At 62.1% G+C, this 15,215-nt stretch carries 12 protein-coding genes; 7 read left to right on the top strand and 5 right to left on the bottom strand.

Annotated elements, in window-relative coordinates; all coding sequences use genetic code 11:
• Nucleotides 1-356: 356 nt before the first annotated feature.
• From Q0C12_RS00060 to Q0C12_RS00050, 3 genes are all read left to right on the top strand, one after another.
• Nucleotides 357-1,670 (top strand): hypothetical protein, encoded by a 1,314-nt coding sequence (locus tag Q0C12_RS00060; protein WP_231693836.1) that lies wholly within the window; start codon nucleotides 357-359, stop codon nucleotides 1,668-1,670.
• Between the two features lie 276 nt (nucleotides 1,671-1,946).
• The gene (locus Q0C12_RS00055; RefSeq protein WP_290884437.1) at nucleotides 1,947-2,141 is read left to right on the top strand and encodes a hypothetical protein; all 195 of its coding nucleotides are present in this window, start codon (nucleotides 1,947-1,949) and stop codon (nucleotides 2,139-2,141) included.
• Nucleotides 2,142-2,144: 3 nt separating this feature from the next.
• Nucleotides 2,145-2,399, top strand: a complete 255-nt coding sequence (locus Q0C12_RS00050) for a hypothetical protein (RefSeq protein WP_290884434.1) — start codon at nucleotides 2,145-2,147, stop codon at nucleotides 2,397-2,399.
• Nucleotides 2,400-2,531: 132 nt separating this feature from the next.
• Here the strand turns inward: Q0C12_RS00050 and Q0C12_RS00045 are convergent, their stop codons facing one another.
• From Q0C12_RS00045 to Q0C12_RS00035, 3 genes are all read right to left on the bottom strand, one after another.
• On the bottom strand, nucleotides 2,532-4,169 hold the full coding sequence (locus Q0C12_RS00045; protein ID WP_290884431.1) for an SEC-C metal-binding domain-containing protein: 1,638 nt from the start codon (nucleotides 4,167-4,169) through the stop codon (nucleotides 2,532-2,534).
• Between the two features lie 263 nt (nucleotides 4,170-4,432).
• On the bottom strand, nucleotides 4,433-7,369 hold the full coding sequence (locus Q0C12_RS00040) for a DNA methyltransferase (protein WP_290884429.1): 2,937 nt from the start codon (nucleotides 7,367-7,369) through the stop codon (nucleotides 4,433-4,435).
• A 296-nt stretch (nucleotides 7,370-7,665) separates the two neighbouring features.
• Nucleotides 7,666-8,817 carry a hypothetical protein gene (locus tag Q0C12_RS00035; protein ID WP_290884426.1) on the bottom strand — a complete coding sequence of 384 codons (1,152 nt, stop codon included), beginning with the start codon at nucleotides 8,815-8,817 and terminating at the stop codon, nucleotides 7,666-7,668.
• Nucleotides 8,818-9,016: 199 nt separating this feature from the next.
• On the opposite strand from Q0C12_RS00035, the gene Q0C12_RS00030 reads away from it, so the two are divergent.
• Nucleotides 9,017-10,051, top strand: a complete 1,035-nt coding sequence (locus tag Q0C12_RS00030) for a hypothetical protein (protein WP_290884423.1) — start codon at nucleotides 9,017-9,019, stop codon at nucleotides 10,049-10,051.
• Here the strand turns inward: Q0C12_RS00030 and Q0C12_RS00025 are convergent.
• Nucleotides 10,010-10,870 (bottom strand): helix-hairpin-helix domain-containing protein, encoded by an 861-nt coding sequence (locus Q0C12_RS00025; protein ID WP_290884420.1) that lies wholly within the window; start codon nucleotides 10,868-10,870, stop codon nucleotides 10,010-10,012. The two genes, Q0C12_RS00030 and Q0C12_RS00025, sit on opposite strands and share 42 nt — an antisense overlap.
• Before the next feature lie 515 nt (nucleotides 10,871-11,385).
• Between Q0C12_RS00025 and Q0C12_RS00020 the strand changes: the two genes are divergently transcribed.
• The 3 genes from Q0C12_RS00020 to Q0C12_RS00010 are packed head-to-tail and all read left to right on the top strand — an operon-like array spanning nucleotide 11,386 to nucleotide 13,822.
• The gene (locus Q0C12_RS00020; protein WP_290884417.1) at nucleotides 11,386-12,021 is read left to right on the top strand and encodes a hypothetical protein; all 636 of its coding nucleotides are present in this window, start codon (nucleotides 11,386-11,388) and stop codon (nucleotides 12,019-12,021) included.
• Nucleotides 12,021-13,112 carry an MBL fold metallo-hydrolase gene (locus tag Q0C12_RS00015; RefSeq protein ID WP_290884414.1) on the top strand — a complete coding sequence of 364 codons (1,092 nt, stop codon included), beginning with the start codon at nucleotides 12,021-12,023 and terminating at the stop codon, nucleotides 13,110-13,112. The genes Q0C12_RS00020 and Q0C12_RS00015 overlap by 1 nt, the downstream gene beginning before the upstream one ends.
• 53 nt (nucleotides 13,113-13,165) lie before the next feature.
• On the top strand, nucleotides 13,166-13,822 hold the full coding sequence (locus tag Q0C12_RS00010) for a hypothetical protein (RefSeq protein ID WP_290884412.1): 657 nt from the start codon (nucleotides 13,166-13,168) through the stop codon (nucleotides 13,820-13,822).
• 150 nt (nucleotides 13,823-13,972) lie between these two features.
• On the opposite strand, the gene Q0C12_RS00005 is transcribed toward Q0C12_RS00010, so the two are convergent.
• Nucleotides 13,973-15,061 carry a site-specific integrase gene (locus tag Q0C12_RS00005; RefSeq protein WP_290884409.1) on the bottom strand — a complete coding sequence of 363 codons (1,089 nt, stop codon included), beginning with the start codon at nucleotides 15,059-15,061 and terminating at the stop codon, nucleotides 13,973-13,975.
• Between the last annotated feature and the right edge of the window lie 154 nt (nucleotides 15,062-15,215).

The following is a 15,215-nucleotide window of genomic DNA, read 5'->3' as shown; positions in this document are numbered from 1 at the left end:
GCAGGGGGCCGGCTCGGGGTCGACGTGCCCTGTCGACACGTCGTGGGCATTGTCCATTGCCATACTGGCCAAGGTACAGGCCGGGTGGGCAGCCAGGACCAATTGCGACCACAGCAGCGCCACCATCGCCAGAAGCGAAAGGCGGGTACGCAAGCGGTGGCGGCGAAATGTCTTCATCCTGGGCGGCACGGTACCTGTTCTGGTGTCTTGGCGGCTTGACCTGCGTCAACCCACCGGCTCCGGGCATCGGACAGGCTTCGGTCCGGAAAGTTCCGGCGCCCCAGCCCCGTGACAAGCGTAGCATCGGATCCGTCCGCCGTCCGACACGCACTCCCTGCTGAGAGGATCCAAGTCCCGTGACCGTTGTGACCCAGCCCGTCATTCGCCGCGTCCTGGAGGGGTGCGGTGCGCCCTGCGTGGAAACCGTGACCGCCGAGGCCCTGCATCGCGATTGTTTCTGCGTCGCCGTGGATCCGGATTCCGTGCGTGAGCAAGTCAACGGCCTGCTGGCGTCAGAGGGCGCACCCAGTCGCTTGACCGACGCCCACGCACACTTGTTCGCCGCACTGCCGATCTTCGTGCCCGAGCACACTGTTAGGCAGATGGAGGCGGCCGTACAGGCATTGAGCGCAGCCGTCGCGACCCCTGCCTTCGTCGAAACCGCGTTGGCCTGGGCGCCCGTCATCGCCCGGCACGATCCTGGCTCGCCCGGCGGACTGCTGGGCTTTGACTTTCATCTGGGGCCCACAGGACCCCGGCTCATCGAGATCAACACCAATCCCGGTGGCCTGCTGCTCAATGCCCTCTTGGCCAAGGCACAGCGTCTTTGCCTGCCGTCGCTGAGCACGCCGGCCGCTTCCAGCGAGGCCGAGCAGGCCGCCATCGACGTCCTGCTCGATGAATGGCAGGCGCAGGGCGGACGCGCCGATAACTCGCTGGTGGCCATCGTGGATCACGCGCCAGAGCAGCAGTATCTTTATGCTGAGTTCATGCTGTTCAAACGTGCGCTCGAAGCGCGGGGCTATCGGACGGCGATCTGCGACCCAGGCGACCTGCGGTTTGTCGACGGGGCGCTGCGCCTGGGCGAGGAGCGCATCGGCTGCGTATACAACCGCCTCACTGACTTCGCGTTGATGGCTCCCACCTCGCAGGCCCTGCGCCTGGCGTATCTCGCGGGTGCGGTGGCGCTGAGCCCCCATCCACGCGCCCACGCCCTGTGGGCCGACAAGCGCAACCTGACTTTGTTGGGAGACCGCACATTCTTGGCCAAAGCAGGACTGTCGCCGGATCGGCAGACGCTGCTCACCGAGATGGTCCCGCGAACGGTGCTGGTGAGCGCGGACAATCGCGAGCAACTGTGGGCTACACGACAAGAATGGTTCTTCAAGCCAGCCGGGGGCTTTGGCAGCCGCGCCAGCTACCGGGGCGACAAGCTCACTCGCAAGACTTGGGCGCAGATGGCCGACCAGGACTATGTGGCGCAGGCCCTGATTCCACCCAGTGTGCGACACACAGGACCCGAATCAACTCCACTGAAGGTCGATCTGCGCGGCTATGCCTATGAGGGGCAAGTGCTGTTCTTCGCGGCCCGTCTCTATCACGGGCAAACCACTAACTTTCGCACGCCCGGGGGCGGTTTCGCACCGGTTCTAACCCTGGCGTGCACCTGAGCCCACATTGGGCTGCAGCGCACTGGTCAGTTCTTCCACGCGGCTGGGCCAGATGCAGGACGTAGCCGGCTGCCGCCTGGTCGTGGGAAATTCCCGCCAGCAGGATGAACTGGTGGCCCGGCTCACAGCGCTGTTTCCGGACTGCACGGTCGTGGACAGACGCGAGCCCCGAGCAATGGCCACAAGGCGGTGCATGTGTTCGCCCGGGTCGAGGGCCGGGCCGTCGCGATCCAGATCCGGATCGAACCTCAGCATGCCTAGGCCGAATACGCCGAGATGCTGGGCGATACCGCAGAGCCCGCCCTGAAGTACGGGGGCGGACCGGAAAGCGAGCGCTCGATTCTTGGAGCAGTTTCGAACGTGGGCCGCTTCGTCGAGCAGATCGAGCAGGAGGTCGAGGGACAGCACCAGAAGTTCGCGGCCGCCGTGGCGGAGATTGCTCGCAAACTGGCCGAATCGCACAGGGAGTAGAACATGCTTTTTCTCATCGAATACGACCGCCAGCGCGGCGAAATCGTCAACTTAGTCGCGTTTGCCGACACCGAACGCGAACAGGCCGACGACGCGCGGCTTGCCCTTGAACTCCGCCTGCGCGCCGAAAACACTCGGCGCGAAGTCGTGCTGCTGCACGCAGCTGACGAAGTGGCGCTCAGAAGGACCCATGGGCGTTATTTCAAGAGCGCCAAGGCCTTGATACCCGTGTCGGCGAGCTTGGTCCAGGGCAGATAAGGGCACGTTATCGGGGGTAGGTGAGGGCAACTTCCGACCCAAAAGCAGGTATCCGGCGACCCTAATTTGCATGGCTTAGGGGCGCGCACCGCGCGCGGGCTATAGAAAGGAACGGTGTTTGGACCGGCTGGGCTATTTCCTTGTGGGAGGTTTTCGCAGCCGCTTTTGCCAGGTGGGCGTAGCCGGCGCGGGCGCGTCCTTAACGACGGTGGCGGCCAGTGCGTAGGCGTAGCGCTTGGCTAGCTCGGGCTGGGGAAGTTCGCGCAGCTCAGCGATGTTGTGGTGGTACGCCATAAACTCCAGCAGCTTTTCCTTCGGGGTATTCACATAACTGGAGTGGAAGAACTCGTAGAGATCCATCGCGTTCTTGGCCGGCGGGTGGTGGGGTCGAAGCTCGCCGAAAAACGTATCGGGATGGCGCTTCCATGCGTCCAGTTCGTCCTCGCTCAGATCGATGTTGACCATGACGCGCGTGCCGTCAGCGCGGCGCATGAAGCAGGCGGCTTGCTTCCACTGCTCGACCACCGTGGCTTCTTCCAGCACACCCAGCTGGCCGTCGGGCAGAGGGTAGGAACGCCCAAGCACCAGCTGTCTATCGGGATCGACGCCGGGCAACGAGCCGTCGAAAGTGATGGGAGCGCGTGAGTGCTTCTGCAGCGAGGTCCACAGGAACTCGATTTCGCGGTTGCGCTCCTTGGCTTCGATGGCGGCCAGCAATTCTTCTTCTTGACCCATGCGGTACCGATCCGTCCCGAATCCTTCCATCACAACGCCCGTGCCCTCCATGGGCTGATCAAGCTGCCAGTGCTCAGGGAAGTTGGTGAGCACCACCAGGGCTGCGGGAAGAGACGTGAGCTGTTGCTCGAGCGTGCGCAACTGGTTCACGGCGATGCCTGCCCAGCCGCCCGTTTCCTCGTTCAACGGGGCGCCGGTGTAGGCCAGCTCTACGAAGACCAAACGTTCCAGGTCGGTGGCCTTCTGTAGGGCTTCGCTGACTAGGTGCGTATAGCGGAAGCGGGCGTCTTCGCGTTCGGGCTGGCGCATCTTGCACTCGACCCAGAACGAGCGGCCCGTCTCGGGGAACGTAGCCACGAACTCCCCATGCCCACCGTCCTGGCGCACCTGCTCGTCTTCCCAGGCCAACTTGAACCCGGCGCGCAGCAGCATGCCAGCAGCCCGGGCTTCGTGCCTGGCGCCCATGAACTGGTCGGCGATGCGCAGCCGGGCCAGCATCCGCTGAAACGAGGCGGCGGCCTGCTCGTCCTCGGCGTTGTGTTCGATGGTGTAGAGGTCGTAAGCGAGCCCAAGCACGGCGCTGGCCGCTCCATACATTGGCATGGTGTTGATCCCATCGGCCGACGTAGTGTGGCGCTCGCGCTGGGCGCCGAACGCTTCCCACCAGCGGACGAACGGGTGGCGCTCCACCTCGGGCTTACCCTTCTCAGCTTCGCCCCACTCAAACCCCAGGCGCGCTCGCACGTAGTGGAGGAGGAAGTCGGGGAAAATCTTCCAGGGCCCGTAGGCGAGTTCCTGGCCTACGACGACGAACCGGGTGCCCTTCAACTCGTTGGAGACGATGGGGCGGCCGTGACCCTGTTGACGAACGGTCTGCACCTGCTTTGCGTGGGCTCGGCGCATCAAGGCCTCGAACACTTCTTGGGGCGGTCCGGGCGGGCGCTTCACCGGGGCCTCCTTCGGCGCGCCGTGGCACTTCTTGAACTTCTTCCCGTTGCCGCACGGGCAGGGGGCATTGCGACCGACCTTGGCCATCCGCTTCTCCAGCATCCGCCGCGCACACCACGGCCGAGTCGATAAGAAATGGAGCCCTCGCAGTTGAACGCAAGCCTCCTGGGACTGAAGCATCGGGTCGGCTAATGGTCGGTAGCAGCAGCCAGCCGCGCCCCCGAGCTTCCAGTCGCCGCCCTCCAGGCCGCTTGGCTTAGTCAACGCCAGAATCGTTGGTCAGTACCTCGCGGCGCAAAGGTTAGAGTTACCGGCGCCTACAGTGGACCGACCAACGGGTGGCAAGCTGACTAAAACTTGGCCTCCGTAGCCTTGGACCTCGTAACCTTGGCTTTCTTCGCATTAGGCCGGATATCTTCCCCCAACAGGGCACTATCAACGCGCGCTTGGTTCAGAGCCAGCAGGCGACCCAGAATCTCCTCATCAGGCATATCTGGGGTGTAGTCGGTCCAGCCGTAAGCGGCAGCCACAGCCTTGTCCAAGTCTTTGTGCGCACGGTCTAGCCACGCGGCGTCGCCCTTGGCTCTGGCGTTGTAGAGGTTGGTGAGCGTGTACTTTTTTAACTCGGCCTCATAGCCAGGTTTGGCGACGGGGCGCTTGGGGAAGCCGGCAGCTTCTTCTTCCGGCGTCCGAACCCAATCCACAATTGTCGGCGGGTTAAGCCACGTATTGCGCAGATTGTTGAGCTGCTTGGCAGCTGCTGAGATAGCTCTGCCGGCCTCCGTGTCTGGGGCGCCGTCCTTGGTGTCTTTCGGGGTTAAGCCGTCCGGGAATGGAAAAGTCTCGAATGTGGTCGTTGGTGTGTAGCGGGGTCTGTCTTCAAGCTCTGTGCCGAGTCGCAGCGCCCAGATTTCATGAAAGCGCGAGTGTAGAACGCCAAACGTAGTGTCATCTTCGCGGGCAATGGCGATAAGTTGATGGTCTGCAAGAACGCCCGCATCCATCCATGCGAACAGGCGGTACTTTGCAACTACAGGCGTGACGAGATATCGACCCCGACCTCGCAGAGCTTCGCGCATTGCAGGAATTGGGCGCGCCATTTGCCAGAACCGTTTGTACTTGGTGTCTTTTGTGCTCGCGTCACGTTGGGCACTCACAGCCTTCTTGACGTGCGCAAAAGGTGTCTCGTACAGCTCGGCTGCGGCCTCCTCCATGCGGACACCGAAATCGATAATCCACGTATCCGAAGATCGGCGTGTAACATCCATGCCGTTTGCCCAAGGCTTGACCACGTCGCTATTTGGCATGCCGTTCGGGTTGTGCAGCTTCAGCCATGCCCGTGCCGTTTCACCCGGAATATCGAATGGCCCTGCTTTCACGGTGGCGACGAAGGCGCAGTTTGCGTTTTCAATCAGCTTCTTGGCTGTCGTAACAGCTACGCCAGAAGTCAAGTCGGGGTTGATTTTCACTACGGTGTTCTCGTCCAACTGTGCCGGTTCGCCGTTTTTGCCAAAGCAAACCATCGACACGCGGACCGCTGCGCCGTCATTGACCCAGCTCTCATCGCTCCACGCCCGAAAGATGCGGGTAGTCTGCACTATGCGGTCGAGGACGCTGCGATTCTCGCCCCCTCGAATTGAGTTGGTTGCCACCAAGCCGGCCATTTGTGCGTTTCCCGCCTCGATTTGGGCACGCGCTTTTTCAAACCAATAGCACACCAAGTCAGCGAACCCGGGAACCCGGGTCCCATACACGGACCGCATCCTCTCGGTGTACTCGCGCCCCAGTTCGCTCCATTGCTTCTTGGTGCCAAGAAAAGGTGGGTTTCCCACAATGACGTCGGCCTTCGGCCATTGCGACTCGGTTCCGTCCTTGTTCAACAGCGCATCCCGGTTCTGGATGCCATCCAACGGCTTCAGGATAGGGTTGATGCTGTGCTGCCAGACGTTCTGTCGGCACCACTGGATATCGCCAATCCAGACGGTGACCCGCGCCAGCTCTGCCGCAAACTCATTGATTTCTAACCCCAGGATATTGTGAGGACCAGTCTGCATCGTGACTTCGCCATGCAGGCCCAGTTCCTGGGCCTGCACGTGGGCGAGCTTCTCCACGTCCCGCAATGCTTTCAAAGCGAGGTACAAGAAGTTGCCGGATCCGCAGGCCGGGTCAAGCACGCGGAACTGGCTCAGGCGCAATAGGAAGCTTTGATACAGCGCCTCGCCTTGGAGCTTGGCATCATTCGAACGATAGGACTTGCCGCGCCCCTTTGTCATCCCGAACTTCGGCGCGAGCTTGGCAATCTTTGCGTGCACGGCCTCCCATTCGGCCAGCAAAGGCTCGCTTACCAATGGGGCAACCAACTTAGCGATGGTCCCAGTGTCTGTGTAGTGGGCGCCCAGCGGCGCTCGGCGGTCGCCCAGACCGCGCTCGAATAAGGTGCCGAAGATGGTCGGATCAATGGCACGCCAGTCCATGTTGGCGGCAGCGGCACGGAGGGTTGCCAAGTCGGACTCGATGAGCTTGGGCGGGGCGATGGCCTTGAACAGCCCGCCGTTGAACCAAGCTATGGCGTCGTCGCCATAGTCACCGCCTTGCTCGCCCATTGCCGTGAACAACTTAGTGATGCGGTCGGCTGCCCTATCCGCGTCGGCACCCGCCTTGGTCAGCAAACTGGTGAAGATGCCTTCCGGCAGCAGTTCCTCGTCTTCGGCGAACATGCAGAACAAGCATTGCACGAGAAAGTGCGCCACCTTGTCGGGGTCTTGGCCACGCTGACGCATGGCTTCGGCCAAGTCCGCGAATCGCTTAGCCGCTTCGGCCGTGATAGCCGCGGATGACTTTTCCGGCCGCAGCTTGTTCGGTTCAGTGAACACCCAGCGCAGCAACTGGCGCTTGGATTCATCGACCAGCTCCTCGATGCGAATTTCCTTCGGCTCATCGGGATAGCCGGTAAACGCCGTATGGATGATGATGCGTTCGCGGTCGCAGACCACCAGCAGCGGCGGGCTTTCAAGCTGCAGCGCATAGTCGGTGAGCTGCTTTAGCGCATCCTTCAGGTTGCGGCCCGGCTTCTTGTTCTCCCATGCGAAGTGACCACGCTTCCATACGTCGGCCCAGCCGTTACCGCCGCTGGACTTCTCAGCACCGCGCTCGAACTGGTACTCGCCCTTCTTGAGTGGTTCTTCCACTCCCAGCAGGCGGCAAAGGTGCGAAAAGTGCAACTGCGCGCCTTCCCGTTCATTGAATTCGTGGCCCTTCCATCGAGTAATGAATTCTTCCGGTGTCATTTCGACAGATTCCCTGTACCTGATCGCCTGATTATGCCCGGCCGCGAGCCGCCGGTACGGGTACCGGCTCACTTGATGGTCGATGCCGGTGGAGGCTGACCAGGTCTCTGGCGCTGAACGCGGTCCAGGGTGGGCAGCTGCCTACTGCCGCCTCACGCCGGAGGCGGACGCGCTCGGGTATTGGAATAGGAGACGCTTTCCGGGGAGGGGAGGGGAGGGGAGGGGAGGGCTACGCCCAGAACGGACACTAGAACCTCCCGCCATTTTCGATCGTGTTGGAGTCGGGCACATTTGTCTCACGTTCGGACGTAGATTCCCGGCCTGCCGCGCAGGGCCCGCAGCACACGCTCCCCCGCCAGGCGCGCCAGCAGCCCGGCCACCGCCCCTTCAGGATCCGGGATGGAAGCGTTCTCCTCGTCCGTGAGGAACCATGCGTGCGGTCGCCAGCCCTGTGCCGCGGCTAGGGCGTTGCTTCTTTTCTGAGCCTCATAAAGCCGCCACAGGGGTGCGGGCACTCCAAACGTCTCGCGTACCCATCTCGCCAATTCCGGGCGGCTGACGGTGCTGCCTCGGTGCATGGGAAGGATGCGCTCGACGACCACGCTGGCCTTCCAGAGCTCCGGGAGCGTCGAGTACGCCCAGTCGCCCCCGTGGGGGCAGAGCACCGCGCTGTGCAAGGCCGCAGGAAGTTGCGACAGGGCCTCCTCGAGCACGGGCGCATCACGAGCTGCGAACTCCGCGAGACGGGCAGCCTGGGCTTCAGGGGCAGCCAGGGAAGCAAGCCGCTCCAGGTCATGGGCGTGCATGGCCCTCAGGCGTGCTCGGACCGGGGCATCGCGCTGCTGTTGCTCCCGTTGACCAGCCGCGATACCGCGATCCATCGCAGCGACCATCGACTGTAGGTCTGTCCAGCTAGCTCGCCAAGCCTCCGTGGCAGCTGGATACGAGATCCAGTGCCGGTTGTTCTGGCCGTACAGCACGGCGCGCTCGACCCCAGCCAGATCCAGCCCCTCCACCGGCAGGGCGGACAGGTCGATCTCCAGCATGCGCCGGCCGTCGGCCTGCACGCGCCGCTGTTTGAGCGGATCCACGCGGTGCGAGACCCGGATTTCGACGAGCAGCTCGCCTTCCTGATCCCGCACCAGCACATCCGGCCGGTAGTCGGCCGCGACGCCACGATCCTCGATGGACACCACAGCCAGCTCGACCACCCGCGCGGGGAAGCCCACGGGCACGCCGACGACCGTCTCCCCCATTTGGTTCACCCGCGTGGGCGGGTTAGGCATCTCGGGCGATCCATTCCACGCCGGCAGCAGCAGCTCCCGGCGGTCGGCGATCACCTGCTTGGCCATCCGATGCAGCGCCGACTCGACGCCGCCAGAGCATGCGGTACGCCCGTGGTGCGAGAAGTGCGCCCGCCGGTCCTTGCTGTCAAGCGCCTTGGCCATGACCGGCGCGCCGCAGCAGGCGCAAACGCACCCGCAGGCCAGACCGGTCACTACCTGGTGAGGGGCAACCATTCGGCCGTCCCGCAGCGCGAAAGGCATCAGCAGGGTGGTACGCGGCTCAATACGCTTGGGACAAGGCCGCCGGGCAGGCGAGGGCATGTAGGATTTCCTGGTGATGGACACAACCTCAGGAAACAGCATGCTCGATGACCAAAACAGGCCAGAAGCGGCTCAAACCCTCCCGGCGGGTTCGCTGCAGGCGGCGCAATGGCTCCGCGGCTGGCTCGCACGCAATGCCGACAACTCCAAGGCGGCCAGGCTCCTCGAGCTTCTCGCCCAGCGCGCTCTCGCCGCGGCAGAGCGGGGCGACCAGCCGGCGCTGATCGACGTGGGCACGCTGGCCCGCGAATACAGCCTCGAGGTCGAGCAGGCCAACGAGCACGATCCGGGGAAGTGGGTCCGCTCGGCCCGGATGGCGGAATGGTGGGATTCTCGTGAGTCCGGCCGTGCCGCGGACGCTCGCCACGCCGGTATCACGGCGCAGGTGACGCTGTCCCGGCGCACAGGGGGAGGGAAGGGGAACCAGACGGTCTGGGGATTCCGCTTTGAACCGCTCGCCCGGGCGCTACCCGCGGCAGACGACGCCGAGCTGCGGCATGACGGCGCCATCCACTACACCGCGGAACCGGCCCGCCTCGCGCTGCCGCTTCGCTGGCTCTCGCCGCCCGGCGGGTTCCCGTTGTTGTCCCGCCGCGGGCTGGCCCTCTTCCTGATGGTTCTGTCCAACGTAATCCTCGACCTCGGCATCGTCTGGCTCGCCCTCGTAGTCATGCTCTCCCCCGGGGCAGACAGCTCCGCAGGTATCGCCATCGGTGGCTTCATGCTCGCTGTGGCGTGGAGCTGTTGGCGGTTCGGCACGCGGCCCTGGCTGCGCCTTCCCAGCGACCGCCTCGTGATCCTCCCGATGGGGCAGCTAGCGTTCACGCAGGACTTTGCACAGCTGCACCTCGTCCGCCGGCGGCAAGGCGCCACGCCCTCCGGCTGGCTGTCGGTGGTGCGCCACTGGGCTCCGTGCCCGGTTTGCGGCTCCGACGTGGACCTCCAAGACGGAGGCACGGCGTTCCCCGATCGCATTGTCGGTCGGTGCGCGGCCGCGCCGCACGAGCACGTCTTCAGCTTCGATCCGGTGCTGCTACGGGGGAGCGCCCTCTTGCCGCTCCCGCGCGGAACCTGACTGGTCAGCGCTGCGAATCTTGGCCACCAGCGCTTTGCCTACCCCCTGAACCGCGAGTAGGTCGGCATCCGTGGCCGCGTGCACGTCTTCAATCGACCTGATTCCACTCTCGAACAGGCGCTTGGCAGTCGTCGGGCCGACGCCCTCGAGCTCGGTCAGCCGCCGGTAGAAGAAGCTCTCGGGGAAGTCCGGGTAGTAGGACGTGAGCTTGCTCCAGAACCGCTTGAACACCGGCGATTCCTTGGGCAGCAGGCGCAGAAGGCGGATCTTCTCCATCACGTCCCCGGGGCCTTCCACGATGGCGCGGAACGCCTTCAGGAACGGAAGGTAGTCTGCGGGCGCCACGGGGCCTGCGTCGCTGGCATGTTTGGCGCCTTGCTGAAGGAAATCACCCAGCTCGCCCTTCGTCTTTGGCAGCCAGATCCCGTGCTCCTGGCCGCCGTAATCGGGAGCTTGCGAAGGCGGGCCACGGAATACCTCGCCATGGTGTTCGAGGATCCTTAGGGGCGTGCGCGCCTGAAGCGTCGCGCTGAACTGAACTCCATCCAGGATGTCGCTGTTCGCACCATAGAACTCGTCGCCGGTGAAGCTCACCGATCGCGCGGCATCACCCACGGCCGCGGCGGGTGGCCGGGAAGCTGGGGCGCCGATTAGCTTGCGGATCCAGCCCAACATAGTGGTCTCACTCTCCTGAAGCCCAACCCGGGTGTTTCGATCGTGCCGCACGGCACGATGCTCAGTCAGCTTGACCTGCCCACCCATTTTCCGGTCCAGGTACTTTGAGTTGGAAACGTACGCGGAATCACCGTCAGTGACCACCTGGTCGGGCTGCTGCAGGCGGGACCGGGAGTTGCGAGCGAGGCGGGGCGACCGCCGCCCCATCGCCCAGAACAAGCCTGAAAGTCCCACAAGCTCATCAGTCGCGCGGTCCCGCTGCTAGCAAAAGGTGAAGTCGGCAGGCGGATCCGCCGCAACTCGGGTGCGAAAAATTCTCTCCCTTTTCGGGGGACACCGGGACTAGCTTCAAGTCGGCCTGTCTCATGCGGCGAGACGCACGCGGCCGCTAATGGCCGTCAGGAGGTCTCCCCGGCGTTAGCACTCAGGGGGCTCGGTTAGGGACCATGATCGGGGGTAAGGCGGTACAACGATCTGGGAATGGGCGAGTCAGAACGTACCAGCTTATTGAGCCGTCGCGCGCATACCAATCTTCGGCTTTTCAGAAGGCGAACGGCAGTCCGAGGTTCAACCCACTTGGGAGCTTGATTCTGCTGGCGCCCTCCCCAACAGTTGATTGGAACCATGCCGGAAGCCCGCCGGCCTACAGGAGTTGAGTCTTGGCAAGTTCCCAGAAGGACGAGAACCGGATCGGCCTGTACGCGGCCGTAGTACTCAATGCCGTCGTTCTCTATAGCCTAGTGACCACAGACCGCCTCGAACTCAATGAGTGGGTTCGTGCTTTGACCAATTGGCACTTGGCCATACCAGCTGTGATCGGGCTTGCTTTCATCACTATCGTCAACTCTCAGATATCGACGGCCAATAAGGAGAGGATAGTGTTCTGGAAGCGCGAGAACCCTTTGCCCGGTAGTCGCGCCTTCACTGAATTTCTTGTGCAGGACCCTCGCATTGACGCGGCCGCTCTACTGAAACGATTCGGCCCTTTTCCGACCGATCCGTTCTTTCAAAACAAGCTTTGGTACCAAATCTACTCAACGGTTCGAGATGAGCCTGCAATTTCTACCCAGCGGCGAACATACCTTTTCTGTCGGGACTACGCTGTTCTCGCTGTGTTGATGATGCTTGTATTCGGCGGCATCGCTCTCACGCAGATTAAATCGCCTAGCCTAATCGCGATTTATTTTGGCGTTTTAGTCTTGCAATTCATTCTTAACGTCAACGCTGCGCGAGTCACGGCAGAGCGATGGGTAACCACCGCAATGGCAATTGCATCTACCAGAGAGGGAAGGTAATGGCAGACTTCTTCGAACTCGACTTCTTCGACGTCGAAACGGACAAGAGCGGCGATGCAATTTCTGTTCGCTATGAAGTTGCCGGTCAAACGCTTGTGCACCTGGTCGACGGGGGATACAAAGTGACTGGCCCCACAATCGTAGCCAATATCAAGAAATACTACGGCACGAGTCGGATAGATCACGTTGTTGTGACGCATTGTGACGGTGATCATACGGGTGGGCTTTCCCATGTCGTTGAGAACATGGAGGTCGGCGAGTTGTGGATGCTGCGTCCATGGCTCTACGCGGAAGAACTTCTGCCTCGTTTCGCGACATACACAAATGTTGATCGCCTGCGGTCACGATTGCGTGGAATCTATTCGAGCCTTGCTGATATCGAGGAAATAGCGCAGCGAAAAGGCGTTAGAATTCGGGATCCTTTTCAAGGCGAATACATTGGCCACTTTCTTGTGCTTGCGCCGAGTCGTGCCCGATACTTGGATCTAATCGTCGATTCCGAAAAAACGCCGGAAAGCGTAGCCGAAGCAGAGGCCACAGCGATGGATAGAATTCGGTGGATCCTGGGAGCTGGTGCCAGAAAGGCGGCATCTCTGATTGCAGGCGCATGGAACCACGAGTCCTTTCCGGCAGACGGCACCAGCTGCGAAAACGAGATGAGCGTGGTTCAGATGGCGGTTCTATCCGAGAAGACCATTGTTCTTACGGGCGATGGCGGCAGAGGCGCATTGACTGAAGCCGCCGACTATTGCGACCGATTCGGGTTGGGATTGCCCGGAGTTGATCGCATCCAGATCCCTCACCATGGGTCACGCAGAAATGTTTCTACTGCGCTTCTAGACCGCTGGCTTGGGCCCCGTTTGCCTGCGCAGCCGCCGTCGGGATCAGAAACATTCACTGCTATTTGCAGTTCCGCGAAAACCGATCCTGATCACCCTCGAAACGCTGTCGTTCGAGCTTTCATGCACCGAGGCGCGAAGGTTATTGCAACGGAAAGTCAACATATTAGGACTTCCGGCGGCGATGCTCCCGCTAGGGATGGGTGGAGTGCCGTAACGGCGGTTCCGTACCCGACGACGCTAGAGGAATAGGCATTGGAGGGGGGCGATCCGAACCAACTTGAGGCGTAGGTCCACATACGACAATGTTCGGCGAACTCATATCATTCATTGACGTTCTTAAGTCTACTGCCATTGATCTACGGGGCAGGAAGCTTGGAGCCGAGCGAGAAGCCACAATCTCCGCGTTGTTGGAAACGTACTTCAATTTGAAGGACGCGGCCGATGAAGGAGAACTTCTCCTCGAGGACGCACAGCCAAATCCGGTTGCCGTGATTGGCTCGCTTAACCCTGTTGAAGCAAAAGAACGCCTAGCTAGTTGGGACTACGCTTTGCGCCGCCAGACAGTTCGCCTTATGCGCGTTTCTGACACGATATTCGGGCAGGAGTTTATGTCGGTTATTGCTCCGGAGCTTGAAGAGAAACTTCACGACGTTCTTGGTACAAAGTTTAATCGCGCCACGTCGTTACATGGAATTGGTGCGGCGCTGTTCTTTCGTGGCTGGACAGATGGGACGAATGAAGAGAAAGCTAGGTACGTCAGCATAATGGCTGGAGAAGAAAATGATCTTTTGCACATGGACAAGATTCGTGCCGAGATCGTCGCTCTCCGCGAGGCCATGGAGGGCTACAGAATAGTTGTGAACGATCTTGCAACGGCTGACGAAATTATTCGCCTTTCGAGGTCCGCGAGGAAGGCCACTCAACTAGATGATGCATTTCGTAGTCAGAGCACACAGTGATGTCTGATGGTCAGAATGAGAATTCGTGCGGCTATCGAAGTGGGCTCTTTTTAGACGAGGCCAAGCGAGCAACCTTGGCGCCCGGCGCTCCTGGCAGTTGACTTATGCGAGACACAACAAGCCTGAACTGGGTCTATGTTTCTTCTGACCTCAAGGATCTTCCAGCAGGCGTGCAGCTGGGTTGCTCACGGACCCTCCACTTTGGAAGTATCCGATAACGCTCGACACCGCTCGATGCTCAGTCATCTGCATAACAGCGGCCAGCGGCACTCCTTGGCGGCCAGCTTCCGTTACGAAGCCAGATCTGAGGCTGTGCCCGCCAAAATCCCCCTCGAGCCCGGCCCGCCTGGCCCTGCGCTGGACGATTTCACCCACGGCGGCGGGGGAGAGTGGGGCGCCCAGCTTCGAGTGGCGGACGCGGCGGAAGATGGCGCCCTCGGTGATGCCGGTCGTTTCAAGCCAGTCCGTCATGGCTTGGCCTGCACGATCAAGGACAGGCTTGTCGGGCGTTGAGGTGGCTGTCACGCCGGCCTGCTGTGTCTTGCTGTGCTCCAGCCGGTACACGTAGGCGTCCGTCCCGACCGCACGCAGGTCCTGCATGTTGGCGGCGGCGATTTCGCTGCGCCGACGCCCCCCGCTGGCAAAACCAAAGCAGAGTAGGGCGCGGTCCCGCAGGCCTTCCAGGCTGCCATCGCAGGTGGCCAGCATGGCCTCGAGCTCGGCCTTGGCGATCGCGGTCTTCTTCCGGGGCCGCTCGCCGCGTTTCACAGCGGCGCGGCCAGCCCGGCTCAGGACGGTCCGAACGGCCGGCTGCTCGCAGGGGTTGGTGACGTGCTTGAGTCGGTGGGCCGTGGACAGTACGGCGATCCGATGGCGAACCGTCGCCAGCTTCCAGGGGCCGAGCTGAGCCTTGAGCCCGGCGCTGACCAGGGCCTGGTCGACGGCCGCCGGCAACTCCCATCCCAGGTCGCCATCCGCCGTTCGGCGCGTGACGTGATCCACCACGAACTGCAGGACCGTGGCCTCGGGCGTCGGGAAGGGCAGCTCGATGCCGAATCGGGCGACATGCCAGCCCGCCCAATAGCGCAGGGCGCTGGCGTAGCTGCGCGTAGTGTTGGCGGCCGCCGCCTCGGCTAGCAGCTCGCGCACCGCATCCGCGGCCTGTTGTGCGAGCTGCTCGGGCAACACGAGTCCGGCCGCGGGCGAGGCGAGGGCGGGCAGGGTGTCTTTATGCTTCATAATATGTAGTCTGTACTACAATAAATGACCATTACCCACGATAATCATCACTTATCGTTGGTAGGTCAAGCGTGGGGTAGGGCGGCGCAATAGAGGACTTTCAATGGCACGGGGTGTCACCCAGGAACAGGTCAATACCGCGATTGAGCACCTG

The organism is Arenimonas sp. (genome assembly GCF_022842045.1).
Taxonomy (GTDB): domain Bacteria; phylum Pseudomonadota; class Gammaproteobacteria; order Xanthomonadales; family Xanthomonadaceae; genus Arenimonas.
The sequence above is the reverse complement of the archived record's forward strand: the minus strand, read 5'-3'. Positions and strand labels throughout refer to the sequence as shown.